Below are 23,609 nucleotides of genomic sequence, written 5' to 3'. Positions count from 1 at the left end.
TGGGGTGATGGCGCCGCCCAATGGGACACGCCTGCCCTCATGCGGTAGTCGCCGGCCAGTGTCATGACTGGCGCGAGCAGACGCGCGCAGTCGGTCCAGGAGGCTGCGACATGACAGACCGCATCTTGTATTACAGCGCCTCTGTGGCTCGTGGCGCCATCGGTTCCATAGACGCCAACAATGTCACCAAAGACCTCACCGTGATTCCTGAGGGCAGTTTCGCGAGTGACTGGACGCAGATCACCGTACTCAGCGGTAATCGTATTCTCTTCTACGGCGCCTCCACCGGGCGCGGAGTTATCTGTTCCATTGATCAGAACAACGCAATCGGTGACGTCACGGTCTTCTCTGCGGGGAGTTTTGCGACGGACTGGACGCAAATCACCACACTCAGCGGCGACCGCATTTTCTTCTACAGTGCCTCCACCGGGCGCGGAGTCATCTGTTCCATCGATCAAAACAACGTGCTCAAGCAGGTCACGGTCTTCCCTGCGGGCCGTTTCCTGAAGGACTGGACGCAAATCGCCGCACTCAGTGGCGAACGCATCCTCTTCTACAGCGCCTCCACCGGGCGGGGATCCGTCTGTTCCATCACAGCCAATAATGTGATCAAAGAGGTCACGACCGTTCCCGCGGGCGGTTTCGCGAAGGACTGGACACAAATCGTCGCGCTCAGTGGCGACCGCATCATGTACTACAAAGCCTCCAATGGAAGCGGAGCCATCGGCACCGTCACCCCCCAGAACACCTTCGCATACCCCACCGTGATCCCCGCAGGTGCCTTCGCGACGGATTGGACGGAAATCGCGTTCTTGCGTCCGCCGGTAAATCCCTCGTCGCCGTGGGCTGTCCTGTTGTGCCAGTTCAAGGATGCCAACACGCCGCCCTCGCTGCCACGCGCGCGCTTCGAAGCGCTGTTCACCAGCACCGGATCGAACAAGTACAACATGGTTGATTTCTTCCGGGACATGTCCCACGGAAATCTCGACATCAGTGCCTCCAGGGTTCTGGGCTGGTACACGCTTGCGCAAAAGACGTCCGATTACACTGGTAATGGAGGGAACCCGCAGGGGCGTCGGGACCTCATCAACTGGGGGCGTCAAGCTGCGCTCAACGCGGGCGAGAACCTGGCACCTTTCGCGAATCGAATCGTGGTGGTCACCCATCCCCCCACGGACCTTTTCGGCGACGCAGGGGCAGGAGCCGTCTCCGGTGACGGCAGGGACGCAAGCGGCGTCGCCGGCGTCTGGGGAATGTCATCGCTGTCCCCCAGCCTGATGGGGCAGGAGATGGGCCACGTATATGGCCTTGACCACTCCCTCAGCGGTGGCTACGAATACGGGGACAGATGGGACTCGATGAGCACCAAGGGGAGTGCCCACGGGCGGTGCTACATGGCGCCCCACCCGGTCTTCACCGAGCTGGACGGTGCCGGACAAAGGATCTGGCGGATCGGCCCAGGCCTCAATGCCGCCAACATGTGGGGCAGAGGGTGGCTCGAACGCGTCTGGCAGGCGGCCGACGAGGAGCCCGACACGATCGTCGACCTGCGGCCGCTCCACAGACGTGACCTGGCCGGGCACCTCTGCGCCCGAGTGGGAAGATTCTTCTTCGAATTCCGTGTCAAAGAGCGCTGGGACGCAGACATTCCCGAGCCGTGTGTGCTGGTACACGAGTTCTCCAACAACAGGGCGTATCTCCTCACGGCGACCAACGGCAATGAGGCTCTACGGGAAGGCGACGAGTTCCTCCGCAAGGACCCGTGGGATCCAGCAGGGTACCGGTTGCAGGTCAAGGTCGTGGACATCGACCCCGTGGGGCGGACGGCCAGGCTCAGTGTGTATCTGCGGAAGGCAAGCCCCTTCCCGTTCGATTCCACCGCAGATCACTTCGGCGTTGACGGCGACAGCGGAATGATCATCATCGGTGGAAAGATCGTGAACGTGCCGTCCAATTCGCCCCTGTACGCCAAGGTCGAAGAGGTTGCTCAACAGCTCCAACAGGCCGGAATCACCTTCAACGGCCAGGATCGTGAGCTCCTGCACCGAGGCAGCGTGCGCGCCATGTCCTCCCTGGCGGATCTGCTGTCCCGGATGGAAACGCCGCGCGAGCCTCGCGATGTGACAGAAGCCGCGCACATTCCACCGTCCCTCGCCCAAGCCGCCGCGCCGGCCACGGAAACGCCGCGCGATCCTGACGATGTGACAGAAGCCGCGCAGATTCCACCGTCCCTGGCCCAAGCCGCCGCGCCGGGCAAGGGATGATGCGGCTGCGCGACGGTACGGCCCTGGAGGGCGGATTCCAAGCGCTGTTCTCCCCGGGCTCACCACGCACGGTCCGCCCGCTCGTGGAGCGTAGAGCCCTTCCGCTGATCGCCAGGGGGCCGGGACGGATAGCCTGGGCGAATGCTTACCGAAGTGACAGCGACCCGCTATGTCACGCCTTTGCGTGAGGGCGGCTCGCTCCCCGGGATCGTCGAGGCCGACGATCTCGGCACGTACGTCATGAAATTCACCGGCGCCGGACAGGGGCGCAAGACCCTGGTCGCCGAGGTCGTCTGCGGGCAGCTCGCCCGCAGGCTCGGCCTGCGGGTGCCGGAGCTCGTCACCCTCCAGCTCGACCCCGTCATCGGGCTCTCCGAGCCCGACCAGGAGGTGCAGGAGCTGCTCAAGGCGAGCGGCGGGCTCAACCTGGGCATGGACTTCCTGCCCGGCTCGCTGGGCTTCGACCCGCTCGCGTACGAGGTCGACCCCCGGGAGGCCGGCCGGGTCGTCTGGTTCGACGCGGTGATCAACAACGTCGACCGGTCCTGGCGCAATCCGAACATGCTCGTCTGGCACGGCGACCTGTGGCTCATCGACCACGGCGCCACCATGATCTGGCACCACAACTGGCCGGGCGCCCAGGCCTCCGCCGCGAAGCCGTACGACGCCTCCGACCACGCGCTCGCGCCCTTCGGCCCGGACGTCGCCGCCGCGGCCGCCGAGCTCGCGCCGCTCGTCACCCGCGAGCTCCTGGAGGAGGTCGCCGCCGACGTCCCCGACGAGTGGCTCGTCGACGAGCCGGGCTTCGACAGCACGGACGAGGTCCGCGCCGCGTACGTCTCGGCGCTGCTGCCGCGCGCCGCGACCATCCACGAGCGGATCACGCTCGGGCCGCGCAGCGAGAGCCGGCCGCAGCAGCCGCCCGGCTGGCTCGCCGAGCGCCTCGCGCCCCGGAAGCACTCCACCGAGAAGGACAGCACGACGTGACCGACCGCGATGTCTTCGAGTACGCGCTGCTGCGCGTCGTCCCCCGGGTGGAGCGGGGCGAGTGCTTCAACGCGGGAGTGGTCGTCTACTGCCGCGCCCGGTCCTTCGTGGCCGCCCGTACGCATCTGGACGAGGCCAAGCTGGCGGTGCTCGACCCGGCGGCCGACGTGACCGGCGTACGGGCCGCGCTGCGCGCCGTCGAGGGGGTCTGCCTGGGCGGCGACGCGGCCGGTCAGGCCGCGCGCGACGAGCCGGGCCGGCGCTTCCGCTGGCTGATCGCGCCGCGCTCCACGGTCGTGCAGCCGGGGCCCGTCCACACGGGCCTGACCACCGACCCCGAGGCCGAGGTGGAGCGCCTGCTCGACCTGCTCGTCCGGTAGCTCGTCCCGGAGGGTCACGGCACGTGACCTGGTGCACCCGGTGGGCCGTTGACACCGGGTGCCAGGGCTTCTAGCGTCTCGTTCTGCGGTCGATACTAAGCGGTCGCTCATGTGCGGGACGCAGGAGCGGCTCACGGACTCGGCCGACCAGGGACGATCCAAGGGCGAGGAGAACCAAGCATGTCCACCACCGAGCAGCGCGTAGCCATCGTCACGGGTGCCGCACGGGGCATCGGAGCGGCCACCGCGCTCCGCCTGGCGGCCGAGGGCCGCGCCGTCGCCGTACTCGACCTCGACGAGGCGGCCTGCAAGGACACCGTCGAGAAGATCACCGCCGCGGGCGGCACCGCGCTCGCGGTCGGCTGCGACGTCTCCGACGGCGCGCAGGTGGAGGCCGCCGTCGCGCGCGTCGCCGCCGAGCTCGGCGCGCCGACGATCCTCGTCAACAACGCGGGCGTGCTCCGCGACAACCTGCTCTTCAAGATGTCCGAGTCCGACTGGGACATCGTCATGAACGTCCACCTCAAGGGCGCCTTCCTGATGGCGAAGGCCGTCCAGAAGCACATGGTGGACGCGGGCTTCGGCCGGATCGTCTCGCTCTCCTCCTCCTCGGCGCTCGGCAACCGCGGCCAGGCCAACTACTCCGCCGTCAAGGCCGGTCTCCAGGGCTTCACGAAGACCCTCGCCAAGGAGCTCGGCAAGTTCGGCGTCACCGCCAACGCCGTCGCCCCGGGCTTCATCGTCACCGAGATGACCGCGCAGACCGCCGAGCGCGTCGGCATGGGCTTCGAGGACTTCCAGGCGGCCGCCGCCTCGATGATCCCGGTGCAGCGGGTCGGCCGCCCCGAGGACGTCGCCCACGCGATCGCGTTCTTCACGGGCGACGACGCCGGCTTCATCTCCGGCCAGGTCATGTACGTGGCCGGCGGCCCGCTCAACTGACCCGACGGCATCGGCACAGAGAAGAGACGGACATGACCGCACAGGAACGGCCGGAGCTGTCCGGCAAGGTCGCCCTCGTCACCGGCGCCAGCCGGGGCATCGGCTACGGCGTCGCAGAGGCCCTCGTCGCCCGCGGCGACCGGGTCGTGATCACCGGGCGCGGCGAGGAGGCCCTCAAGGAGGCCGTCGAGCGGCTCGGGGCCGACCGGGTGATCGGCGTCCCCGGCAAGGCGCACGACGAGGCCCACCAGGCCGCGGCCGTCGAGGCGGCGATGGACGGCTTCGGCCGTCTGGACTTCCTCATCAACAACGCCGGGACGAACCCGGTCTTCGGGCCCATCGCGGACCTGGACCTCGGGGTGGCCCGCAAGGTCTTCGAGACGAACGTGATCTCCGCGCTCGGCTTCGCGCAGCGGACCTGGCACGCCTGGCAGAAGGAGCACGGCGGGGCGATCGTGAACATCGCCTCGATCGCCGGCGTCTCCGCGTCGCCTTTCGTCGGCGCGTACGGCGTGAGCAAAGCCGCGATGATCAATCTGACCCTTCAGCTGGCGCATGAATTCGCGCCGGTCGTGCGGGTCAACGCGATCGCTCCGGCCGTCGTGCGGACGAAATTCGCGCGGGCGCTCTACGAGGGCCGGGAAGCGGAGGCGGCGGCCTCCTATCCGCTCGGCCGGCTCGGCGAGCCCGAGGACATCGGCGGCGCGGCGGCCTTCCTGACCTCGTCGCAGTCGGAGTGGATCACCGGCCAGACGCTCGTCGTCGACGGCGGCATTTTCCTGAACGCCGGAGTCGGGTGACCGATATCCGGACACTTTCCGGAATCTCCTGTCCGGATTGACCCCGGTTATACGTCGAATGCCTCAAGTGCCCCGTCAGGGTCGAACATTGACCTGGCGGGGTGCTGCGGTATCGTCGGCCGACCCCTGGCTGAACGAGGAGCGTGCACGTGTTCAACCGGACCAGTCTGCAGGCCGCTGCAGCCCTTGTGTCCATATCCCTGGTAACCGGATGCAGTGTCCTCTCGGACAGTGAATCCGCCGGGGATCAGAGAATCGTCGTCGGCACGACGAGCTCCCCCTCCACGCTTGATCCGGCCGCTGCCTGGGACAATTCCTGGGAGCTCTTCCGGAATGTCTTCCAGACCCTGGTGGCCTTCCCGACGGGCAGCACCACCCCGCAGTCGGACGCCGCCGACTGCAAGTTCACGGACACCTCCAGCCGGGTCTTCGAGTGCAAGCTGGTGGAGGGCCTCACCTTCTCCAACGGGCACAAACTGGACGCCCAGGCCGTGCAGTACTCGATCGAGCGCATCCGCACGATCGACGCCAAGGGTGGCCCGAACGGCATGCTCGGCTCGCTCGGCAAGATCGAGACCGAGGGCGACCGCACCGTCGTCTTCCGGCTGAACAAGTCGGACGCCACCTTCCCCTTCGTCCTCGCCACCCCCGCGATGTCGCTGGTGGACCCGGCCGAGTACCCGGCCGACAAGCTCCGCACGGACGGCAAGGTCATGGGCTCGGGCCCGTACGTCCTCGACTCGTACACCGAGCGCAAGGCGGCGGAGCTGACGAAGAACCCCTCCTACAAGGGCTTCGCCGACCGCAAGAACGGCGGCGTCACGATCAAGTACTTCGACGACTCCGAGGCCATGGTCGCCGCCCTCCGGAAGAAGGAGATCGACGCCACCTACCGCGGCCTCACCGCCGCCGAGGTCGTCGCCCTCCAGGAGGACAAGCCGGAGAACAAGGGCCTCCAGATCGTCGAGTCGACCGGCGCCGACATCCGCTACCTGGTCTTCAACACCCAGAACGAGTCCGTCGCCAAGCTCCCCGTCCGCAAGGCCATCGCCCAGCTCGTCGACCGCGACGAACTGGTCAGCAAGGTCTACCAGGGCACCGCCGAGCCCCTGTACTCCATGGTGCCCAAGGGAATCGCGGGTCACACCACCAAGTTCTTCGACCGCTTCGGCTCGCCCAGCGAGGAGAAGGCGAAGAAGATCCTCCGCAACGCCGGCATCACCGAGCCCGTCGAGCTGGACTTCTGGTACACCACCGACCGGTACGGTTCCTCGACGGCCGCCGAGTTCGCCGAGCTCAAGCGGCAGCTGGAGGCGTCCGGCCTGTTCAAGGTCACCCTGCACGGCAAGCCCTGGAAGGAGTTCCAGGCGGGCTACCAGGACGGCGAGTACCCGGTCTTCGGCCGCGGCTGGTTCCCCGACTTCCCGGACCCGGACAACTTCGTCGCCCCCTTCGTGGGCAAGGAGAACGTCCTCGGCACGCCCTACGAGAGCCCCCGGATCACCAACGAGCTGCTCCCGAAGTCCCGCCGCGACAGCGACCGCGGGACCGTCACGGACGAGTTCGTGGAGGCCCAGGAGATCATGGTCCAGGACGTCCGGCTGCTGCCCCTGTGGCAGGGCAAGCTGTACATCGCGGCCGGTGAGGACATCGGTGGCGGCGAGCGCGCCCTCGACCCCCAGACGGTCATGCAGATGTGGGAGCTGAGCCGCCGGGCCAGCTGGTAGCGGGTCTGCGGGGGCCACTGTCAGTGGCCCCCGGTAGGTTTTCGGACGGAGTAACAGGAACGTCCACCGGAGGTTGTTGACCGTGACCGACACCAGCATGCTGCCCGAGTCCTGGCGGGGTGTCCTCGGCGAGGAGCTGCAGAAGCCGTACTTCGCCCAGCTCACCGAGTTCGTCGAGGAGGAGCGCGCCAGGGGACCGGTCTTCCCGCCGAAGGACGAGGTCTTCGCCGCCCTCGACGCCACCCCGTACGACCAGGTGAAGGTCCTGATCCTCGGTCAGGACCCCTACCACGGCGAAGGCCAGGGGCACGGCCTCTGCTTCTCCGTCCGCCCCGGCGTGAAGACCCCGCCGTCCCTGCGGAACATCTACAAGGAGATGCAGGAGGAGCTCGGCCACCCCGTTCCGGACAACGGCTATCTGATGCCGTGGGCCGAGCAGGGCGTCCTCCTGCTCAACGCCGTCCTGACCGTCCGGTCCGGCGAGGCGAACTCGCACAAGAACAAGGGCTGGGAGAAGTTCACGGACGCGGTGATCACCGCCGTCGCCTCCCGCCCCGACCCCGCCGTCTTCGTCCTGTGGGGCAACTACGCGCAGAAGAAGCTGCCGCTCATCGACGAGGAGCGGCACGTCGTGGTGAAGGGCGCGCACCCCTCGCCGCTCTCGGCGAAGAAGTTCTTCGGCTCGAAGCCCTTCACCCAGATCGACGCGGCCGTCGCGGCCCAGGGACACGAGCCGATCGACTGGCGCATCCCGGACCTCGGCTGAGCCTCGGCCCGATCCGGGCCGGGTGCGGCTAGCGTCGTCACTCCCAGAGGGAGAGCGGGTGGAGGTCGCGGTGACCGAGCAGCAGCAGGTGTCGGACGACGGGGTCATGACCAGGATCGGGCAGGCCCTGATGCTGCTGCACGGCGGCGACCGGGAGGAGGCCCGCAACCGCTTCGGGCTGCTCTGGCAGCAGATCGGCCCGGACGGCGACCCCCTGCACCGCTGCACCCTCGCGCACTACATGGCGGACGCCCAGGACGATCCGGACACCGAGCTGGCCTGGGACCTGCGGGCGCTGAGCGCGGCCGAGGGCCTGGCCGAGGAGCGGCTCGCCGCACACGACTCGGCGGCCGCCCTGCGAGCCCTCTACCCCTCGCTCCACCTGAACCTGGCCGCCGACTACGTCAAGCTCCAGCGGCCCGACGCCGCGCGGGTCCATCTCGACCGGGCCCGCGCGGCCTCGGACCATCTCGACGACGACGGCTACGGGAACGGGGTGCGGGCCGCGATCGACCGCCTGGAGTTCCGCCTCGGGGGCGCGTGACGGCGGCGCGCCCTCAAGGGGAGGCTCACCGGCCGTACGTGCCGCGTCCTGCGGGGAGGCTCACCGGCCGTACGTGCCGTGGCAGATCCTGGACTGATCGCTGCCGGGGGCCCAGCTCCCGTACCGCTCGCCCAGTTCGCAGACCTCGTCCCGGGAGGCCGGCGGCTTCCCCGGCAGCCGCCCCGTGAGCTCCGGCAGTACGGGAAGACCGGGGCGGGCCGCCGGGCGCGGACGCTCGTGCCGCTGCGGTACGGAGTCGTGGTGCGGGGCCTCCCGGCGGGGAGGTGTCACCACCTGCCGGTGCCGTTCGGCCGGAGGCGTCGCGCGGGGCGCGGGGGACGGCGGGGGAGCGGGGAGCGCCGCTTCGAGGGCCTCGCGGGCCGGGCCCTCGACGATCTGCGGTGCCACGTCCTGGGCGGGGGCGGTGTCGGCCGCGGGGACGGGAGCGGGGGCGGGCGCCGTCGGCGGGGCGTCCACCGAGACGCAGCCCGCCAGGGCGGCGACCGCCGCCCCGACCAGGATCTTCACTGTTGTTCGGGTTCCATGCACCCGCGCCACTCTGCTGGTCCGTACGCGATCTTCGCGCCCCTACCGGCGGGGAATGCCCCGCACGGGTGAGCCGTGTGGGGCCCGGTCTTGACCGGTCGGTGCCGTGGTGTGCGTCAGTCTCCGGTCGCGCCGTCGATCCGCTCGCGGATGAGGTCCGCGTGGCCGTTGTGGCGGGCGTACTCCTCGATCATGTGGAGGTAGATCCACCGGAGGTTGAAGGTCTCGCCGGTGCGGTACTCGCCCAGGCCCAGGTCGTCGAGGTCACGGCCGGCGGCCAGGGTGCGCGCGTGGGCGATCTCGGCCTGCCAGGTGGCGTGGGCCTCCTCGTAGGTGTCCTCGTCGGTGACGTGGATGTCCCGGTCGTGGTCCTCCACCGTCGAGTAGATCCACTCCGCCTTCTCGCCGGCCAGGACACGGCGGAACCAGCCGCGCTCGACCTCGGCCATGTGACGGACGAGGCCGAGCAGGTTGAGGTCCGACGGCGGGGCGGAGGGGGTGCGCAGCTGGGCGTCGTCGAGCCCCTCGCACTTCATCGCGAGGGTCACGCGGTGGAAGTCGAGCCACTGTTCCAGGGCTTCGCGCTCGCCCGTGGTGGTGGCCGGGTCGACCCGCGGGGTGGATTCGGTGCGTTCGGTGGTCATGGGCGGCATCGTCCCGCACGGGCGCGGGCGGCGCCACGGGTTTCGCCGGTGTCCTGAGACCGTTTCAGCCCAGGTCGACCAGCATGCCGCGCAGCAACTCGTCGAAACCGGTGCGCAGTTCGGCGCGGCTCGGCACGCTCGCGTGGAAGGAGCCCGCCGCGCAGGAGAACATCAGCCCCTCGCTCCAGGCGATCAGGGACAGCGCGTGCCGCTCGGGCTCCGCCGAGCCGGCCGCCGCCATCATCGCGATGAGCGGGGTGTGGAAGGTGGAGCCGGCCGCGTCGAAGAAGCTCCGGAGCTCGGGCCGGCGGGTGGCCTCGAGGGCCAGCTCGTAGCGGGAGACCAGCAGCGAGCGGTGGTCGGTGAGGTAGCGGTGCAGGGAGAGGGCGAGCGCGTCGACGAGCGCCTCGCCGCCGCTGTCCGGGCCCGGCAGCTCGTCCGGGGTGAGGACCTCGGCCTCCCGCTGGACCTGGCGCCGCACGGCGGTCTCCAGGAGGGCCTGGCGGGTGCGGGCGTGGTTGGACGTCGAGCCCTGCGGCAGTCCGGCCCGCTCGTCGACGGCGCGGTGGGTCAGGCCCCGCATCCCGCGCTCGACGAGGAGGGCGAGGGCGGCGTCGCCGATCCGCTCGGCGCGGGAGACGGGGGACTCCGGGGCCGGGGCCCCGGCGGTGGCTCGGGTCATGGGCACAACCTACTACCGAAGCGACTACAGCTGTAGTACGGTCGCGCTGTGAAGGGCTACTACACCTGTAGTGACCCTTCCGTGCCGCACCCGTCCCGAACCGAGGAGCAGCCATGGAACAGCAGCACCGTGCCGTCGTCGTCGGAGCCGGCATCGGCGGGCTCACCGCCGCCGTCGCCCTGAACCGGCGCGGCTGGCAGGTCACCCTCCTCGAACGCGCCGCCGACCTCGCCCCCGTCGGCGCCGGCATCGCCCTCGCACCCAACGCCCAGCGCGCCCTCGACGTCATCGGCCTCGGCGACCGCGTCCGCGAGCTCTCCGCCTGGCAGGGCGACGGCGGCATGCGCACCCCCGGCGGCCGCTGGCTCGCCCGTACCGACGCCAAGGCCGCGGCCGCACGCTTCGGCGGACCCCTCGTCCTCCTCCACCGCGCCACCCTCGTCGACATCCTCACCTCGGCCCTCCCCGAGGGCGCCGTCCGCACCGGCGTGACCGCCACCGTCACCGACCCCGGCGACGACCACCGCCCCGCCCGTCTCACCGTCGCGGAGGCCGGGACCGCCACCCGCACCGACATCGAGGCCGAGCTCGTCGTCGCCGCCGACGGCATCCGCTCGGCGATCCGCGGGACGCTCTTCCCCGAGCACCCCGGCCCCCGCTACTCCGGCAGCACCAGCTGGCGCGTCGTCGTCCCCGCCCCCGCGCGCCCCTTCGCCCCGCACGAGACCTGGGGCGCCGGCCGGCTGTGGGGCAGTCAGCCCCTCAAGGACGGCCGGGTCTACGCGTACGCCATGGCCGTGGCCCCCGCCGGCGCCCACGCGCCCGACGACGAGAAGTCCGAACTGCTCCGGCTCTTCGGCGACTGGCACCACCCCGTCCCCGAGATCCTCGCCGGCGTCGACCCCGACCGGATCCTCCGGCACGACGTCCACCACCTGCCCGACCCGCTGCCCGCCTTCCACCGGGGCAGGGTGGCCCTCCTCGGCGACGCCGCGCACGCGATGATGCCGAGCCTCGGCCAGGGCGGGAACCAGGCCGTCGAGGACGCCGTCGTCCTCGCCCACCACGCCCGCAGCACCCCCGGCTTCGTACCGGGCCGCGCGCTCGCCGCCTACACCGCCGACCGGCTGCCGCGCACCACCGCCATCGTCCGCAGGGCCGCCCGCACCGGAGCGCTCACCATGCTCTCCGCCCGCCCCGCCGTCGCCCTGCGCACCGCGGCCGTCGGCGCCGTCTCCCGCTTCGGACCCGGCCTCGCCCTGCGCGGCTTCGACGGCATCTGCGACTGGCACCCGCCGGTCGACCCGGCACCCTCGGCACATGATCCGTCCCGCGTAAGCTGACCGGCGCGAAGGGCCCTTCGGGCCCCTGGAAGACAAAGGAGACCCCGTGAAGGTTGGCTGCATCGGACTCGGCGACATCGCGCAGAAGGCCTACCTTCCCGTCCTCGGCACCCTCCCCGGGGTCGAGCTCCACCTCCAGACCCGCACCCCGGCGACCCTGGAACGGGTGGCCGACACCCTGCACCTGCCCGCCGAGCGGCGCCACCGCGACCTCGACTCACTGCTCTCCGCCGGGCTCGACGCGGCCTTCGTCCACGCCTCCACCGCCGTCCACGCCGAGATCGCCGGCCGCCTCCTCGAAGCCGGAATCCCCACGTACGTCGACAAGCCCCTCGCGTACGAGTACGCCGACTCCGAGCGGATCGTGGAGCTCGCCGAGAAGCGCTCGGTCAGCCTCGCCGTCGGCTTCAACCGCCGCCTCGCCCCCAGCTACAACCAGTGCCTCGACCACCCGCGCGAGCTGATCCTCCTCCAGAAGAACCGCATCGGCCTGCCCGAGGACCCCCGCACCTTCGTCCTCGACGACTTCATCCACGTCGTCGACACCCTGCGCTTCCTGGTGCCCGGCGAGGTCGAGCACATCGACGTGCGCGCCCGGATCCGCGAAGGGCTCATGCACCACGTGGTGCTCCAGCTCTCCGGCGACGGCTTCACCGCCATCGGCATGATGAACCGGATGAACGGCTCCACCGAGGAGGTCCTGGAGGTGTCGGGACAGGACACCAAGCGCCAGGTCCTCAACCTCGCCGAGATCGTCGACCACAAGGGGCAGCCGACCGTGCGCCGCCGCGGGGACTGGGTGCCCGTGGCCCGGCAGCGCGGCATCGAGCAGGCCGTCCACGCCTTCCTCGACTCGGTACGGGAGGGCCGGGTGCTCAGCGCCCGGGACGCCCTGCTCACCCACGAGCTGTGCGAGCGGGTCGTCCGCGAGGCGCTCGCCCAGGCGTCGTGAACGCGCGCCGGCCCCCGGCGGCGCACACCCCGCCCACCACCGCGAGCGCGCCGTACAACGGCCAGTCCCCCCACCGCACGTAGGCCGTCGTGGTGTCCGAGAGCGGCAGCTCGCGCACCACGGCGGCCCGCGCGTCGGTGCCGAGCACCGGCCCGACCCGGCGCCCGTCGGGACCGTACGCGGCGGTGACCCCGGTGAGCGTCGCGTGGACGACGGGACGGCCCGTCTCCGCCGCGCGCAGAGCCGCGAGCGAGGCGTGCTGGGCGGGCGCCCAGGTGTCCTGGAACGTGCTGGTCGACGACTGCACGACCAGCAGGCCGGCCCCGTCACGGGCCAGCCCGCGGCTCATGTCGGGAAAGGCGGACTCGAAGCAGATCAGCGGCCCGACCCGCAACGGGGGCGCGCCCGCCTCGCGGGCCGGCAGGGTCATCACGACCGGCTCGGAGCCGCGCCGCCGGTCCTCCGTCGCGGCGCGGCCGACGGACGTCACCCAGCCCAGGAGCCGGCGCGCGGGGACGTACTCGCCGAAGGGGACGAGCCGCATCTTGTCGTAGCGGTCGCCCGTGAGCCCCGCCGGGCCGACCAGGACCGCGCTCTTGTAGATGCCGGGACGATCCGCGCCCCGCGCGTCCACGTTCACCAGGAGCGGCGCGCCCACCGCCCGCGACAGCGCGGCGAGCCGGGCCGCGAGCGCCGGGTCACCCGCCGGGTCGGCACCCACCCCGCTCTCGCCCCACACGACCAGGTCGAGCCGCTGCCCGGCGAGGGAGCGGGTCAGCGACTCGGCCCGTGCCAGGCGCAGTCCGGGCCCGTCGGGGCCGTCGAACACCCCCGGCTGCACGAGGCCGACCCGCACCGTCCCGCTCTCGCGGGGGACCGGTACCGCCCAGGCCGCCGTCCCCACCGCCAGGGCGCAGGCGGCGAGCCCCGCCACCCCGAGGAAGCGCGGCCCGGGTGCCGCCACCCCGAGGAAGCGCGGCCCGGGTGCCGCCACCAGCAGGACCACGGCCGTGTTCACCGCCACCACCAGGAGACTCACCAGCCAGACGCCGCCGACCGAGGCGAGCCGCAGCGCCGCCGGGACCTGCCACTGACTCGCCCCGAGCAGCCCCCACGGACCGCCGAGCCCTTCCCAGGACCGGGCCGTCTCGATCAGCAGCCAGCCCGAGGGCACCGCGAGCAGTGCCACGGCCGCCCGCACGGGCGACGGGGTCCCGCCGAGCAGCGCCCTGACGAGCCACCCCCAGGGCAGCCACAGCAGACCGAGCAGCGCGGCGAGCGGGAGCAGGAACACATGCAGGCTCGGCAGCAGCCAGTGGTGCATCGCCAGCATGAATCCGAAGCCGCCGAACCAGCCGTCGAGACCGGCCCGGCGGGCCCCCGGCGCCGTACGGATCAGCAGCAGCCACGGCACGAGCGCCAGGTAGGCCCACCACCAGACCCCGGGAGCCGGGAACGCGAGCACGGGCAGCGCGCCGCAGCCGACGGCGAGCAGGGACCGGGCTGCCCCGCGCCATTGACGGCCTCCCGGCGCGTCCGCGCGGTCCGGGCTCCGACGTTCACCCCGCTCGCGATCGCCCTCACGGCCGAGGCCCCCGGCCCGGTCGTCACCCCGCTGACCACGGGCCGCGACCTCGCCCTGGTCGTCGGTCCGGCCCGAGCCCCGGGCCCGGCCGCCGTGGCGGCTCACGAACGGACCACGCATGACGTGCCTCCCCTCGATGCCTCAAGTGTCCACGCCCCGGACACCCCCGGGGCCGAACGCTCTCGTCCCGGAGTCCGGGGGTCAGCTGTGGCGGCGCCAGCGTTCGTCGACCACGACCGAGGCGAGCCGCCAGCCGTCGGCGGTGCGGCGCGCCGCGAAGGTGTAGCGCCCGCCGCAGACGAACTCCTCGCCGGAGGCGAACCGCATCGGATTGACGTAGTCGGCGCCGATGTCCGCCCGGTCCCCGGTATCCGGAAAGCCGCCCGGATCCAGGAACCGCACCCGCCGGTTCACGATGAGGTGCTGGCGTACGGGAAAGAGGGGCAGCGTCGCGGCGAGCCACTCCGCGACCTCCTCGGCCGGGCCCTCGATCCCGCCCGAGCCGCGGTAGTCGGCCCTGCCGTCCGGGGCGAAGAGTCCCCGGTACGCGCTCCAGTCGCCCTCGTCGACGGCCGCCGCGTAGCCGGTGATCAGGTCGTCGAGGGCGAATCGGTCCATCACGGTCGCGAGGTCCACGCGCTGCGTCATCGGCTCAGTGTCGACCAGCGGACGCCAGGGGCCAAGGGTCGTGCGCGCCAAAGCGTGCGAGGAGCGAACGGGCGTGCGGGGCCGAAACGTGTGAAGGGCCGAAGGAGGCGCAGGTCACCGCGTGCGAGGAGCGGACGCGGCGCCCCGGGCGGCATCGAGGAGATCGCGAGGGTGCCCTACCGGGGCTGAGCGCCTCAGCCCGCGGACTCGCCGGCGTGCGGGCTCAGGACGTCCGCGCCGACCAGGATGAACAGCAGGATGCCAAGCGCGATCCGGTAGTAGACGAACGGCATGAAGGACTTCGTGGTGATGAACTTCATGAACCAGGCGATCACCGCGTAGCCGACGGCGAAGGCGATGACCGTGGCGAAGATCGTGGGGCCCCAGGAGACGCTGCCGTCCGAGGCCGCGTCCTTCAGCTCCATCCCGCCGGAGGCGATCACGGCCGGGATGGCGAGCAGGAAGGAGTAGCGGGCGGCGGCCTCGCGGGTGTAGCCCATGAGCAGACCGCCGGAGATCGTCGCGCCCGAGCGGGAGACGCCCGGAATCAGGGCCATCGCCTGGCAGACGCCGAAGATCAGGCCGTCCTTCACCCCGAGGTCCTTGAGCGTCTTGCGCTCGCGCGGGGCCCGGTGCCGGCCGCCCAGCTCGTCACGGGCGGCGAGCCGGTCGGCGATGCCGAGGACGATGCCCATGACGATCAGCGTGGTGGCCGTCAGCCGCAGATCGCGGAACGGCCCTTCGATCTGGTCCTTGAGCGTCACGCCGAGGACGCCGATCGGGATGGAGCCGACGATCACCAGCCAACCCATCTGGGCGTCGTGGTCGGAGCGCATCGACTTGTCCGCGAGGGAGCGGAACCAGGCGGAGATGATCCGGCCGATGTCCTTGCGGAAGTAGATCAGGACGGCGGTCTCCGTGCCTATCTGGGTGATCGCGGTGAAGGCCGCGCCCGGATCCTCCCAGCCGGCGAAGGCCGCGGTGAGACGCAGGTGCGCGCTGGAGGAGATGGGAAGGAACTCCGTCAACCCCTGGACGAGTCCGAGGATGAACGATTCGAACCAACTCATGGGGCTAGGGCCGTCCCGTTTGTACGTGTGCGGTCAGAAGGTCGAGCGCAGCGTACAGGTACAAGATGACAAGCCCATGGTGAGGCCCGTGGCCGCTACTTGAGGACCGGCTCCCGCTCCGGCTCGGGGGCCGGGAGGGCGGCCCGCAGGCCGTGCCGCTTGCGCCAGGCCACCACCGCCGCGCCGAGGCCCGACAGGACGATGAACCCCGCCGAGAAGAGGAACGCCGGCGAGCCCGGCGAACCGGCCTGGGCGCCCGCCACCACGTACGCCGCCGTGTTCGGCAGGGAGCCGAGCGCCGTCGCCAGGAGGAACGGCACGTACCGCATCCGGGAGACGGCCGCGCAGTAGTTGGCCGCCGCGAACGGCACCCCGGGGAACAGCCGGATCGCCAGCATCGAACGGAACCCGTGCCGGCTCAGCTGCCCGTCCGCCGCCGTCAGCCAGCGGCCCCGCACCAGCGGCCGCAGCGCGTCCTGCCCCAGGACCCGGCCGAGGGTGAACGCGATCCCCGCCCCGAGCACCGTCCCCGCGAGCGCCCCCGTCAGACCGGCCGCGGAACCGAAGAGCGCGCCCGCCGCCAGATTGAGCACCGGACGCGGTACGAACGCCGCCGCGCACACCCCGTACGCGAGACCGAACAGCAGCACCGGCCCGGCGCCGCCCGTCTGCGACGGCCAGCCCGAGGAGATCATCCGCTGCGGCTCGTACAGCACCACCAGGCTACCCGCGGTGAGCAGCAGCAGAGCGAGCAGCGACAGCCGCGAGCGGGGGGAGAGCAGGGCCCGGGAGCAGCGGACGGCGAGGGAGCCCGGCGGCCGGGGGACGGGAGCGAGCATTCGGGGAGCGTAACGGACCCCTCCGTAGGAGCGCCGTAATGTGCGTCATGTCCGACCGGGCGCGCCCCGCGGCACATCGAGCCAGAGCCCCGCGGCACATCGAGCCAGAGCCCCGCGGCACACGGAGACGGAGAGGCACCATGACCGACACCGCACCACCCGCGAGCGCCCTCGCCGACACCGTCCTCGACCGGCTCACCACGGTCTACCCGGCTGCGGCGAACCCCTTCCGGGCGCAGGAGATGGTCGCGTACATGAAAGGCGTCGCCCCCTTCCTCGGCGTACGGACCCCCGAGCGGCGGGCACTGTCCCGCACGGTCCTCGACGGCACCCCGCGCCCCGACGAGACCGACTGCGCCGCGATCGCCCTGCGCTGCTTCGCGCTGCCCGAGCGCGAGTACCACTACTTCGCCGTCGACTACCTGCGCCGGCACGTGAAGCGCTGCTCCTCGGACTTCCTGCCGGTCGCCCGCCGGCTCGTCACCACCGTCTCCTGGTGGGACACCGTCGACCACCTCGCCGCCCACGTCGTCGGCGGCCTGGTGGCGGCCGATCCCGCCCTCGCCTCCGCCATGGACGCGTGGATCGACGACGAGGACCTGTGGGTCGCCCGCACCGCCCTCCTCCACCAGCTCCGCTTCAAGGACGCCACCGACGCCGACCGGCTCTTCGCCTACTGTCTGCGCCGCTCGGCCCACCCCGACTTCTTCATCCGCAAGGCCATCGGCTGGAGCCTGCGCGAGTACGGCAAGACGGCACCGGCCGAGGTCCGCGCCTTCGTCGCCGCCCACGGCTCCCGCCTCTCCCCGCTCTCCGTCCGCGAGGCCCTCAAGAACCTCTGACTCGACCCCGGCCGTCGGCGCGGTCAACTGCTGCGCCAGACTCGGCACATGACGCAGATCGAGAAGCGGACGGGGAAGCGGACGGCGCTGGTGCTCGGGGCCGGTGGGCTCGTCGGAGCGGGGTGGGAGATCGGGGTGCTGCGGGGGCTCCTCGACGGCGGGACCGATCTGACCGGCGCCGATCTGATCGTCGGCAGCTCCGCGGGGTCGGTCGTCGCGGCACAGCTCTCCTCCGGCCGTGGCGGGATCGACGCCCTGTACGAGCAGCAGCTCGACGGCGAGGCCACCGAGCCCGCGGCACGGCTCGGGCTCCCGATGATCCTCCGGTACGCCGTCGCCGTCCTCCGCTCCCGCACCCCCGAGGAGTACGGCCGCAGGCTCGGCAGGCTCGCCCTCGCCGCCCCCACCGTCACCGAGGCGGACCGGCGCGCGACCGTCGCCCGGCGGCTCGGCCGCAGCACCGGCTGGCCCGCCCGGCCGCTGCTCATCACCGCGGTCGACGCCGGGAGCGGCGAGCTCACCGCGTACGACGAGGACAGCGGCGTCCCGCTGGCCGACGCCGTCACCGCGAGCTGCGCCATCCCCGGCATCTGGCCCCCGGCGACGATCGGCGGGCGCCGCTGGATCGACGGCGGCATCCACTCCACGGCCAACGCCCACCTCGCCGCCGGACACGACCGGATCGTCGTCATCGCCCCCAGTGCCCGGGGCAGCAAGGTCGTGCTCTCCCCGGCCCGGCAGGGCGCCGACCTCGCCGCCGCCGGGGCGCGCGTCGAGGTGATCACCCCCGACGAGGCCTCCCGCAAGGCCATCGGCCGCAACGCCCTCGACCCCGCCCACCGTGCCGCCGCGGCCCGCGCGGGCCGCGCCCAGGCCGCCTCCCACGCCGCGGCGGTCGCCGCCGTGTGGGGCGGGTGACGAACCGGGTGAAACCAGGCGATGAGCCCGGTGACGAGCCGGGCGGTAAGCCGGGTGACGAGCCGGGCGATGAACCGGGTGCCAAGTCGCCTGACGAGCCGGGCGACAATGAGAGCGTGAACGAGCACATCCCCGTCATCCGCGAGGTCGACCAGGGCACCGCGCGCCTCATGCCCGATGTGGACCGGGAGCGCGCCTGGCTCCTGACGGTCGACGGCGCCCCCCAGTCGTACGTCGACCTGGACGATCCGGCGTACCTGGAGTTCGAGTACGCGCGTCGCCTCGCCCATGTCGTCGACGGCGCAGCCGAGCCCGGCGCGCCCCTCGACGTCCTGCACCTGGGCGGCGGGGCGCTCTCGCTGCCCCGGTACGTCGCGGTCACCCGGCCCGGCTCGCGTCAGGACGTCGTCGAGGCCGACCTCGGTCTCCTCGCCCTGGTCGAGGAGCACCTGCCGCTGCCCGAGGGCTCGGGGACGACGGTGCACGGGGCGGACGCCCGCGCCTGGCTGGAGGCCGCGCCGGACGCCTCGGCCGATCTGATCGTGGGCGACGTCTTCGGCGGCTCGCGCGTGCCCGCGCACCTCACGTCCGTCGAGTACGCGCGCGAGGTCCGGCGCGTGCTGCGGCCCGGCGGTCTCTACGCCGCCAACCTCGCCGACGGGGCGCCCTTCCCGTTCCTGCGGTCCCAGCTCGCCACCTTCGCCGCCGTCTTCCCCGAGCTCGCGCTCGTCGCCGAGCCGGCCGTGCTGCGCGGCCGCCGCTTCGGGAACGCGGTCCTCGTCGCCTCCGGCCGGGAGATCGACATCGCCCACCTCGCGCGGCGCGCGGCGGCCGACGCCTTCCCCGCGCGCGTGGAGCACGGCGACACGCTCGTCCGCTTCACCGGAGGCGCGGAACCGGTCCTCGACGCCGGGGCCGTCCCGTCACCCGTTCCCCCGGAGGGCGCCTTCGGCATCGGGTGAGGCGGCGGGGGCTTCCGGGGCCGTCGCACCCGCGACCTCCTTGCCGTGCGGGCGCCGCGTCAGGTTCCGTACGTCCGGCACGAGGAGGACGAGCGCGGTGACGACGGTCATCAGTACCGCCGCGCCCCACAGCGCCTCGCTCCGGCCGAACGCGCTCTCCGCCGGGCCCGCGAGGGCCGTGGACAGCGGAAGCAGCGCGGTCGAGCCGAACCAGTCGTACGCGGAGACCCGGGACAGCTTCTCCTCCGGGATCTCCTGGTGCATCGTCGTCATCCAGGAGACGCCGAACACCTCGATCGCCACCCCGCTGACGAACATCGCCGCCGTCAGGCCCGCCGCGTCCAGCGGCACGGCGAGCGCGGCCGAGGGCAGCGCGATCGGGAAGACGCACAGGGTCCCGACGAACAGCATCCGGCGCGGTTTCCACCGGGTCATCAGGACGGCGCCCGCGACCGTCCCCGCGCCGTACGCGGCGAGCGCGATGCCCCAGGGGCGCGAGCCGCCCAGCGTGTCCCGGGCGACCAGCGGTCCGTACACCGACTCGACCGCGCCGATCAGCCCCACCACCACGGAGAACTGGGCGACGATCGACCACAGCCAGGGCCGCCCGACGAACTCCTGCCAGCCCTCCCGCAGATCCGCGAAGAGCCCGCCGCCGGGGGCGCGGTCCGGGATGCCGCCGACGTCGAGGAAGGCGCGCAGGCCGCCCGCTACGGCGAAGGCGACCGCGTCGATCGCGAGGACCCAGCCCGGTCCGACGAAGGCGACGAGCGCGCCGCCGAGCGCCGCCCCGCCGATGGCGGCGCCGTGCATCGCCATCCGGAAGACGGCGAAGGCGCGGCTCGCCTGCTCCCCGCTGACGCTGGACATCAGCATGCCCTCGGCCGCGGGGTTGAAGAAGGCCTGGCCGGTGCCGCAGAGCGCGGTGAGCACCATCATCTGCCAGATGCGGGCCTCGCCGGAGAGCACGAGGACGGCGAACGCGGCCTGCGAGACGCAGTTGAGGGCGTTGGCCGCGACCATCACCCGGTGCCGGGGGAGCCGGTCGGCCACCGCACCGCCGATGAGCAGGAACAGGACCAGCGGCGCGAACCGCGCCATGGCCACCAGACCGACGTCGCCCGCGTCGCCCCCGGAGTCGAAGACCGCCCAGGTCGTGGCGATGAGCGCGCCGTGCGTGCCGAGGTTGGTCACGATCGTGGCGGCGGTGAGCAGGAGGTAGTTGCGGCCGGCCCACTCGGGGCGGCGCGAGCGGGACGGGGCCTGGCGGGGGGAGGCGGCGGGAGACGTCACCCCGGGACTATCCCTGGCAGCCACCCGTACTGCCAACCGGATATCGGACGACCCGTCACCGCGCGGGCCCGACGTGCGCGGGCCCGACGTGCGCGGGCCCGACTGTGCGAAGGCCGACTACGCGAAGGCCGACTACGCGAAGGCCGACTGTGCGAAGGCCGACCGCGCGGGACCGACCGCGCGGGACCGACCGCCGGGGCCGGCACGGTGGCCGGCCCCGGCGGTCGGGCGGTCAGGACTCGGAGGGGGCGAGCCGGACCGTGGAGAGGATCTTCCGGATCGTCGCGTCGGGCAGCTCGTCCTTGACCCCGTCGGCCCCGTAGAGCACCCAGGTCGAGAAGTCGCCGGCGGCGTTCTTGAAGGAGAAGGCGATGGACTTGCCGTCCGTCTCGCACTTGTTGCGCTTCTTCACGCCGGGCGCCGTGGCGGTCGCCAGGCTGCCCGTGAGGCCGGACGCCGTCGTGAACGGCACGGACTTGGTGATCTTGATGGTGCTCTGCGGCATGTGCTGCGCGTAGCCGCCCCACACCCACGTGCCGGCCTCGCTGCGGGCGAGGGACGCGGTGTCCTTGGCGCCCTGGCCGCCCTTGGTGCCCGAGGTGGCCAGGCCCCAGGTCTCCTCGGTGCCGTTCTTGTCGACGTCGTACGTGCACCACTTGCCCTTGAGCTGCGTGGGCCCCGACATCGTGACCAGCGGGCTGCCGTCGTGCTTCTTCTCGTCCTCGAAGTACGTGATCGAGCCCGGCTTCAGCACCTCCCACTCCGGCGGTACGTCGAAGAGGGTGCCGTACTTCGGGTTGTAGACGACCTTCCAGCCGGGGATCGTCGGCTGCTGCGCCGCTCCGTCGCGCGGGTTGGCGATCCCGGACGACTGGCTCGGCGCGGGCGCCGAGGAGGGGGCAGCGGAGGCGGAGGCGGACGGCTTGGGGTCCTCGGCGGTGTTCTTCTTGTCGTCGTCCTTGCCGAGCACGAGGAAGGCGGTGACTCCGGCCGCGACGACCACGGCGGTGGCGGCGACGATCGCGACGATCGTCGTCTGCTTCTTCTTGCCGCCGTCGGGCCCGCCGGGCTGTCCGGGGCCCGGCACCGCGTACTGCTGCGGCACGGTCGGCTGCTGGTACGGCTGGGGGTAACCCGGCTGCTGCCCGTACCCCTGCTGCGGATAGCCGGGCTGCGCGGGCGGCTGCTGCGGGTAGCCGGGCTGCGTCGGCGGCTGCTGCGGGTAGCCGGGCTGGGCCGGCGGCTGCTGCGCGTACCCGGGCTGGGCCGGCGGCTGCTGATACGGGTTCGGCTGCTGGTACCCCGACTGCTGGTAGGGGTTCTGACTCTGGTCCTGCGGGTTCTGCTCGCCCCCGGGCGGCTGCTGTCCTGGCCACATGGCCAGTAACCATAGAGGTGCGCGGGCCGGCCGACCACGCCCGCCCCCGGACCGGTGGGCGGCCAGGGGATGGCCAAGGCTGCTACTCGTGGGTAACATCGCGTCCATGAGCGCAGACCAGATGTCCGTCGGCGAGATGCTCGCCGCCACGGTCCCCATGGCCGGAACCCTGAACCTGGAGTTCCTGGAGACCACCGCCGAGCGTGCCGTCGTGCGCCTCCCGGACCAGCCCGCCTACCACAACCACCTCGGCGGCCCGCACGCCGGAGCGATGTTCACCCTGGCCGAGTCCGCCAGCGGCGCCATCGTGCTCGCCGCCTTCGGCGACCAGCTGGGCCGCGCGGTCCCGCTCGCCGTCAAGGCCGAGATCGGCTACAAGAAGCTGGCCAAGGGCGTCGTCACGGCCACCGCCACCCTCGGTCGGCCCGCCGTCGAGGTCGTCGCCGACCTCGACGCCGGACAGCGGCCGGAGTTCCCGGTGCGGATCGACATCACCCGCGAGGACGGCGCCGTGACCGGCGAGATGACCGTCCTCTGGACCCTGCGCCCCCACGACAAGGCGTAGTCGGTCGCGGCGTGCGCACGGTGGCCCCTGCCAGAGCGGGGGCCACCGTGCGCACGCCGCACGCGCCCGGCGCCCGACCGGACGGGTCGCCTCCGGGTTGCCTGCCGGGCGGGTGACAATGCCCTCACCCCGGCGCGTCGAGGTCGGGCAGGCCCGAGCCGGTACGCTGCCCAGGTGTGCCCGACGCGGTGCACACCGGTCGGTCGTCACGGGAGGTACCGCGTTGCACGTGCAGGAGTGGCTGGAGACGATCCCCGCGATCGCCGTCTACATTCTTGTGGCGGCGGTGATCGGGCTGGAGAGCCTGGGCATCCCGCTGCCCGGCGAGATCGTGCTCGTGAGCTCGGCGCTGCTCGCCTCGCAGAACGGCGAGATCAATCCGTACGTCCTCGGCGCCTGTGCCACCGCCGGCGCGATCGTGGGCGACTCGATCGGCTACGCGATCGGCCGCAAGGGCGGACGGCCGCTGCTCGCCTGGCTGGGCGGGAAGTTCCCCAAGCACTTCAGCGAGGCCAACATCGGGCTCGCCGAGAACTCCTTCCAGAAGTGGGGCATGTGGGCGGTCTTCTTCGGCCGCTTCATCGCCCTCCTCCGCATCTTCGCGGGGCCGCTCGCCGGCGTGCTGAAGATGCCGTACTGGAAGTTCCTCATCGCCAACGTCCTGGGCGGCGTCCTGTGGGCCGGCGGCACCACGGCCGTCATCTACACGGTCGGCGTCGTCGCCGAGGCCTGGCTCAAGCGCTTCTCGTGGCTGGGTCTCGTCCTCGCCGTCCTGATCGGCATCGCCTCGATGCTCGTCGTCAAGAACCGCGCCAAGAAGGCGGCGGCGCAGCGGGCCGAGACCGCGGAGCCGGAGCCGGTCCCGGCGGCGGACTGAGCGCGGACCGTACGCGTACGCGGCGGAGGGCGGCACCCGGTCCGGGTGCCGCCCT

24 protein-coding genes are annotated in these 23,609 nt (G+C 72.0%); 15 read left to right on the top strand and 9 right to left on the bottom strand.

The genetic code is table 11. The features are described from left to right. Window positions 1–110 precede the first annotated feature (110 nt). The 8 genes from ACZ7HT_RS11065 to ACZ7HT_RS11030 all read left to right on the top strand — a co-directional run bounded on the left by ACZ7HT_RS11065 (window position 111) and on the right by ACZ7HT_RS11030 (window position 8,410). On the top strand, window positions 111–2,264 hold the full coding sequence (locus ACZ7HT_RS11065; protein ID WP_471162923.1) for a metallopeptidase domain-containing protein: 2,154 nt from the start codon (window positions 111–113) through the stop codon (window positions 2,262–2,264). A gap of 141 nt (window positions 2,265–2,405) precedes the next feature. After that, window positions 2,406–3,251 (top strand): HipA family kinase, encoded by an 846-nt coding sequence (locus tag ACZ7HT_RS11060; RefSeq protein WP_471162920.1) that lies wholly within the window; start codon window positions 2,406–2,408, stop codon window positions 3,249–3,251. Then, complete coding sequence (locus tag ACZ7HT_RS11055) at window positions 3,248–3,631, top strand: DUF3037 domain-containing protein (RefSeq protein WP_471162917.1); 384 nt, start codon at window positions 3,248–3,250, stop codon at window positions 3,629–3,631. The genes ACZ7HT_RS11060 and ACZ7HT_RS11055 overlap by 4 nt, the downstream gene beginning before the upstream one ends. Window positions 3,632–3,811: 180 nt before the next feature. Further along, on the top strand, window positions 3,812–4,573 hold the full coding sequence (fabG, locus tag ACZ7HT_RS11050; RefSeq protein ID WP_471162914.1) for a 3-oxoacyl-ACP reductase FabG: 762 nt from the start codon (window positions 3,812–3,814) through the stop codon (window positions 4,571–4,573). Between the two features lie 32 nt (window positions 4,574–4,605). Next, window positions 4,606–5,373 carry an SDR family oxidoreductase gene (locus ACZ7HT_RS11045; protein WP_471162911.1) on the top strand — a complete coding sequence of 256 codons (768 nt, stop codon included), beginning with the start codon at window positions 4,606–4,608 and terminating at the stop codon, window positions 5,371–5,373. A 149-nt stretch (window positions 5,374–5,522) separates the two neighbouring features. After that, complete coding sequence (locus ACZ7HT_RS11040) at window positions 5,523–7,100, top strand: ABC transporter substrate-binding protein (protein WP_471162908.1); 1,578 nt, start codon at window positions 5,523–5,525, stop codon at window positions 7,098–7,100. An 82-nt stretch (window positions 7,101–7,182) separates the two neighbouring features. Continuing rightward, window positions 7,183–7,866: a uracil-DNA glycosylase gene (gene ung, locus ACZ7HT_RS11035; RefSeq protein WP_471162906.1), complete on the top strand. Its 684-nt coding sequence runs from the start codon at window positions 7,183–7,185 to the stop codon at window positions 7,864–7,866. 70 nt (window positions 7,867–7,936) lie between these two features. Further along, complete coding sequence (locus ACZ7HT_RS11030; protein WP_471162903.1) at window positions 7,937–8,410, top strand: hypothetical protein; 474 nt, start codon at window positions 7,937–7,939, stop codon at window positions 8,408–8,410. A gap of 60 nt (window positions 8,411–8,470) precedes the next feature. Here ACZ7HT_RS11030 and ACZ7HT_RS11025 read toward each other — a convergent pair whose 3' ends face one another. The 3 genes from ACZ7HT_RS11025 to ACZ7HT_RS11015 all read right to left on the bottom strand — a co-directional run bounded on the left by ACZ7HT_RS11025 (window position 8,471) and on the right by ACZ7HT_RS11015 (window position 10,282). Next, a complete protein-coding gene (locus tag ACZ7HT_RS11025; protein ID WP_471162901.1) occupies window positions 8,471–8,938 on the bottom strand; it encodes a hypothetical protein in 468 nt (155 codons plus the stop codon). Between the two features lie 134 nt (window positions 8,939–9,072). Continuing rightward, a complete protein-coding gene (locus tag ACZ7HT_RS11020; protein ID WP_471162898.1) occupies window positions 9,073–9,600 on the bottom strand; it encodes a DinB family protein in 528 nt (175 codons plus the stop codon). A gap of 64 nt (window positions 9,601–9,664) precedes the next feature. Next, window positions 9,665–10,282, bottom strand: coding sequence for a TetR/AcrR family transcriptional regulator (locus tag ACZ7HT_RS11015; protein ID WP_471162896.1), 618 nt, complete (start codon window positions 10,280–10,282; stop codon window positions 9,665–9,667). Window positions 10,283–10,395: 113 nt separating this feature from the next. Between ACZ7HT_RS11015 and ACZ7HT_RS11010 the strand changes: the two genes are divergently transcribed. Together ACZ7HT_RS11010 and ACZ7HT_RS11005 are read left to right on the top strand one after the other, a co-directional pair. After that, window positions 10,396–11,625: an FAD-dependent monooxygenase gene (locus ACZ7HT_RS11010; RefSeq protein ID WP_471162894.1), complete on the top strand. Its 1,230-nt coding sequence runs from the start codon at window positions 10,396–10,398 to the stop codon at window positions 11,623–11,625. Between the two features lie 46 nt (window positions 11,626–11,671). After that, entirely contained in the window at window positions 11,672–12,577 is a 906-nt protein-coding gene (locus tag ACZ7HT_RS11005; RefSeq protein WP_471162891.1) for a Gfo/Idh/MocA family protein, read from the top strand. On the opposite strand, the gene lnt is transcribed toward ACZ7HT_RS11005, so the two are convergent. The 4 genes from lnt to ACZ7HT_RS10985 all read right to left on the bottom strand — a co-directional run bounded on the left by lnt (window position 12,522) and on the right by ACZ7HT_RS10985 (window position 16,719). Continuing rightward, on the bottom strand, window positions 12,522–14,282 hold the full coding sequence (gene lnt, locus ACZ7HT_RS11000; RefSeq protein ID WP_471162888.1) for an apolipoprotein N-acyltransferase: 1,761 nt from the start codon (window positions 14,280–14,282) through the stop codon (window positions 12,522–12,524). The two genes, ACZ7HT_RS11005 and lnt, sit on opposite strands and share 56 nt — an antisense overlap. Window positions 14,283–14,363: 81 nt before the next feature. Then, window positions 14,364–14,810, bottom strand: a complete 447-nt coding sequence (locus tag ACZ7HT_RS10995; protein ID WP_471162885.1) for a nuclear transport factor 2 family protein — start codon at window positions 14,808–14,810, stop codon at window positions 14,364–14,366. A 194-nt stretch (window positions 14,811–15,004) separates the two neighbouring features. Next, window positions 15,005–15,880 carry an undecaprenyl-diphosphate phosphatase gene (locus ACZ7HT_RS10990; RefSeq protein ID WP_471162882.1) on the bottom strand — a complete coding sequence of 292 codons (876 nt, stop codon included), beginning with the start codon at window positions 15,878–15,880 and terminating at the stop codon, window positions 15,005–15,007. Window positions 15,881–15,975: 95 nt separating this feature from the next. Beyond that, window positions 15,976–16,719: a TVP38/TMEM64 family protein gene (locus ACZ7HT_RS10985; protein WP_471162879.1), complete on the bottom strand. Its 744-nt coding sequence runs from the start codon at window positions 16,717–16,719 to the stop codon at window positions 15,976–15,978. 140 nt (window positions 16,720–16,859) lie between these two features. Between ACZ7HT_RS10985 and ACZ7HT_RS10980 the strand changes: the two genes are divergently transcribed. The 3 genes from ACZ7HT_RS10980 to ACZ7HT_RS10970 all read left to right on the top strand — a co-directional run bounded on the left by ACZ7HT_RS10980 (window position 16,860) and on the right by ACZ7HT_RS10970 (window position 19,441). Continuing rightward, window positions 16,860–17,561 carry a DNA alkylation repair protein gene (locus ACZ7HT_RS10980; protein WP_471162877.1) on the top strand — a complete coding sequence of 234 codons (702 nt, stop codon included), beginning with the start codon at window positions 16,860–16,862 and terminating at the stop codon, window positions 17,559–17,561. 48 nt (window positions 17,562–17,609) lie between these two features. Continuing rightward, window positions 17,610–18,479, top strand: coding sequence for a patatin-like phospholipase family protein (locus ACZ7HT_RS10975; protein WP_471162874.1), 870 nt, complete (start codon window positions 17,610–17,612; stop codon window positions 18,477–18,479). 116 nt (window positions 18,480–18,595) lie between these two features. Beyond that, window positions 18,596–19,441, top strand: a complete 846-nt coding sequence (locus ACZ7HT_RS10970; protein WP_471162872.1) for a spermidine synthase — start codon at window positions 18,596–18,598, stop codon at window positions 19,439–19,441. On the opposite strand, the gene ACZ7HT_RS10965 is transcribed toward ACZ7HT_RS10970, so the two are convergent. Together ACZ7HT_RS10965 and ACZ7HT_RS10960 are read right to left on the bottom strand one after the other, a co-directional pair. Then, window positions 19,403–20,734 (bottom strand): MFS transporter, encoded by a 1,332-nt coding sequence (locus ACZ7HT_RS10965; RefSeq protein ID WP_471162869.1) that lies wholly within the window; start codon window positions 20,732–20,734, stop codon window positions 19,403–19,405. The two genes, ACZ7HT_RS10970 and ACZ7HT_RS10965, sit on opposite strands and share 39 nt — an antisense overlap. A 232-nt stretch (window positions 20,735–20,966) precedes the next feature. Continuing rightward, the gene (locus ACZ7HT_RS10960; RefSeq protein WP_471162866.1) at window positions 20,967–22,112 is read right to left on the bottom strand and encodes a DUF8017 domain-containing protein; all 1,146 of its coding nucleotides are present in this window, start codon (window positions 22,110–22,112) and stop codon (window positions 20,967–20,969) included. Between the two features lie 106 nt (window positions 22,113–22,218). Between ACZ7HT_RS10960 and ACZ7HT_RS10955 the strand changes: the two genes are divergently transcribed. Beyond that, entirely contained in the window at window positions 22,219–22,677 is a 459-nt protein-coding gene (locus ACZ7HT_RS10955; RefSeq protein WP_471162864.1) for a DUF4442 domain-containing protein, read from the top strand. 223 nt (window positions 22,678–22,900) lie between these two features. Further along, entirely contained in the window at window positions 22,901–23,554 is a 654-nt protein-coding gene (locus tag ACZ7HT_RS10950) for a DedA family protein (RefSeq protein ID WP_471162861.1), read from the top strand. Window positions 23,555–23,609: the final 55 nt, after the last annotated feature.

This window comes from Streptomyces sp. NPDC037410 (genome assembly GCF_055602235.1).
This window is presented reverse-complemented; position numbering and strand designations above follow the sequence as displayed.

Excerpts from the sequence above, each read along its gene's own strand:
- ACZ7HT_RS11065 (WP_471162923.1), top strand. The coding sequence starts at position 111 with ATGACAGACCGCATCTTGTATTACAGCGCCTCTGTGGCTCGTGGCGCC.
- ACZ7HT_RS11060 (WP_471162920.1), top strand. The coding sequence starts at position 2,406 with ATGCTTACCGAAGTGACAGCGACCCGCTATGTCACGCCTTTGCGTGAG.
- fabG (WP_471162914.1), top strand. The coding sequence starts at position 3,812 with ATGTCCACCACCGAGCAGCGCGTAGCCATCGTCACGGGTGCCGCACGG.
- ACZ7HT_RS11045 (WP_471162911.1), top strand. The coding sequence starts at position 4,606 with ATGACCGCACAGGAACGGCCGGAGCTGTCCGGCAAGGTCGCCCTCGTC.
- ACZ7HT_RS11020 (WP_471162898.1), bottom strand. The coding sequence starts at position 9,600 with ATGACCACCGAACGCACCGAATCCACCCCGCGGGTCGACCCGGCCACC.
- ACZ7HT_RS11015 (WP_471162896.1), bottom strand. The coding sequence starts at position 10,282 with ATGACCCGAGCCACCGCCGGGGCCCCGGCCCCGGAGTCCCCCGTCTCC.
- ACZ7HT_RS11010 (WP_471162894.1), top strand. The coding sequence starts at position 10,396 with ATGGAACAGCAGCACCGTGCCGTCGTCGTCGGAGCCGGCATCGGCGGG.
- lnt (WP_471162888.1), bottom strand. The coding sequence starts at position 14,282 with ATGCGTGGTCCGTTCGTGAGCCGCCACGGCGGCCGGGCCCGGGGCTCG.
- ACZ7HT_RS10995 (WP_471162885.1), bottom strand. The coding sequence starts at position 14,810 with ATGACGCAGCGCGTGGACCTCGCGACCGTGATGGACCGATTCGCCCTC.
- ACZ7HT_RS10990 (WP_471162882.1), bottom strand. The coding sequence starts at position 15,880 with ATGAGTTGGTTCGAATCGTTCATCCTCGGACTCGTCCAGGGGTTGACG.
- ACZ7HT_RS10985 (WP_471162879.1), bottom strand. The coding sequence starts at position 16,719 with ATGCTCGCTCCCGTCCCCCGGCCGCCGGGCTCCCTCGCCGTCCGCTGC.
- ACZ7HT_RS10980 (WP_471162877.1), top strand. The coding sequence starts at position 16,860 with ATGACCGACACCGCACCACCCGCGAGCGCCCTCGCCGACACCGTCCTC.
- ACZ7HT_RS10975 (WP_471162874.1), top strand. The coding sequence starts at position 17,610 with ATGACGCAGATCGAGAAGCGGACGGGGAAGCGGACGGCGCTGGTGCTC.
- ACZ7HT_RS10960 (WP_471162866.1), bottom strand. The coding sequence starts at position 22,112 with ATGTGGCCAGGACAGCAGCCGCCCGGGGGCGAGCAGAACCCGCAGGAC.
- ACZ7HT_RS10955 (WP_471162864.1), top strand. The coding sequence starts at position 22,219 with ATGAGCGCAGACCAGATGTCCGTCGGCGAGATGCTCGCCGCCACGGTC.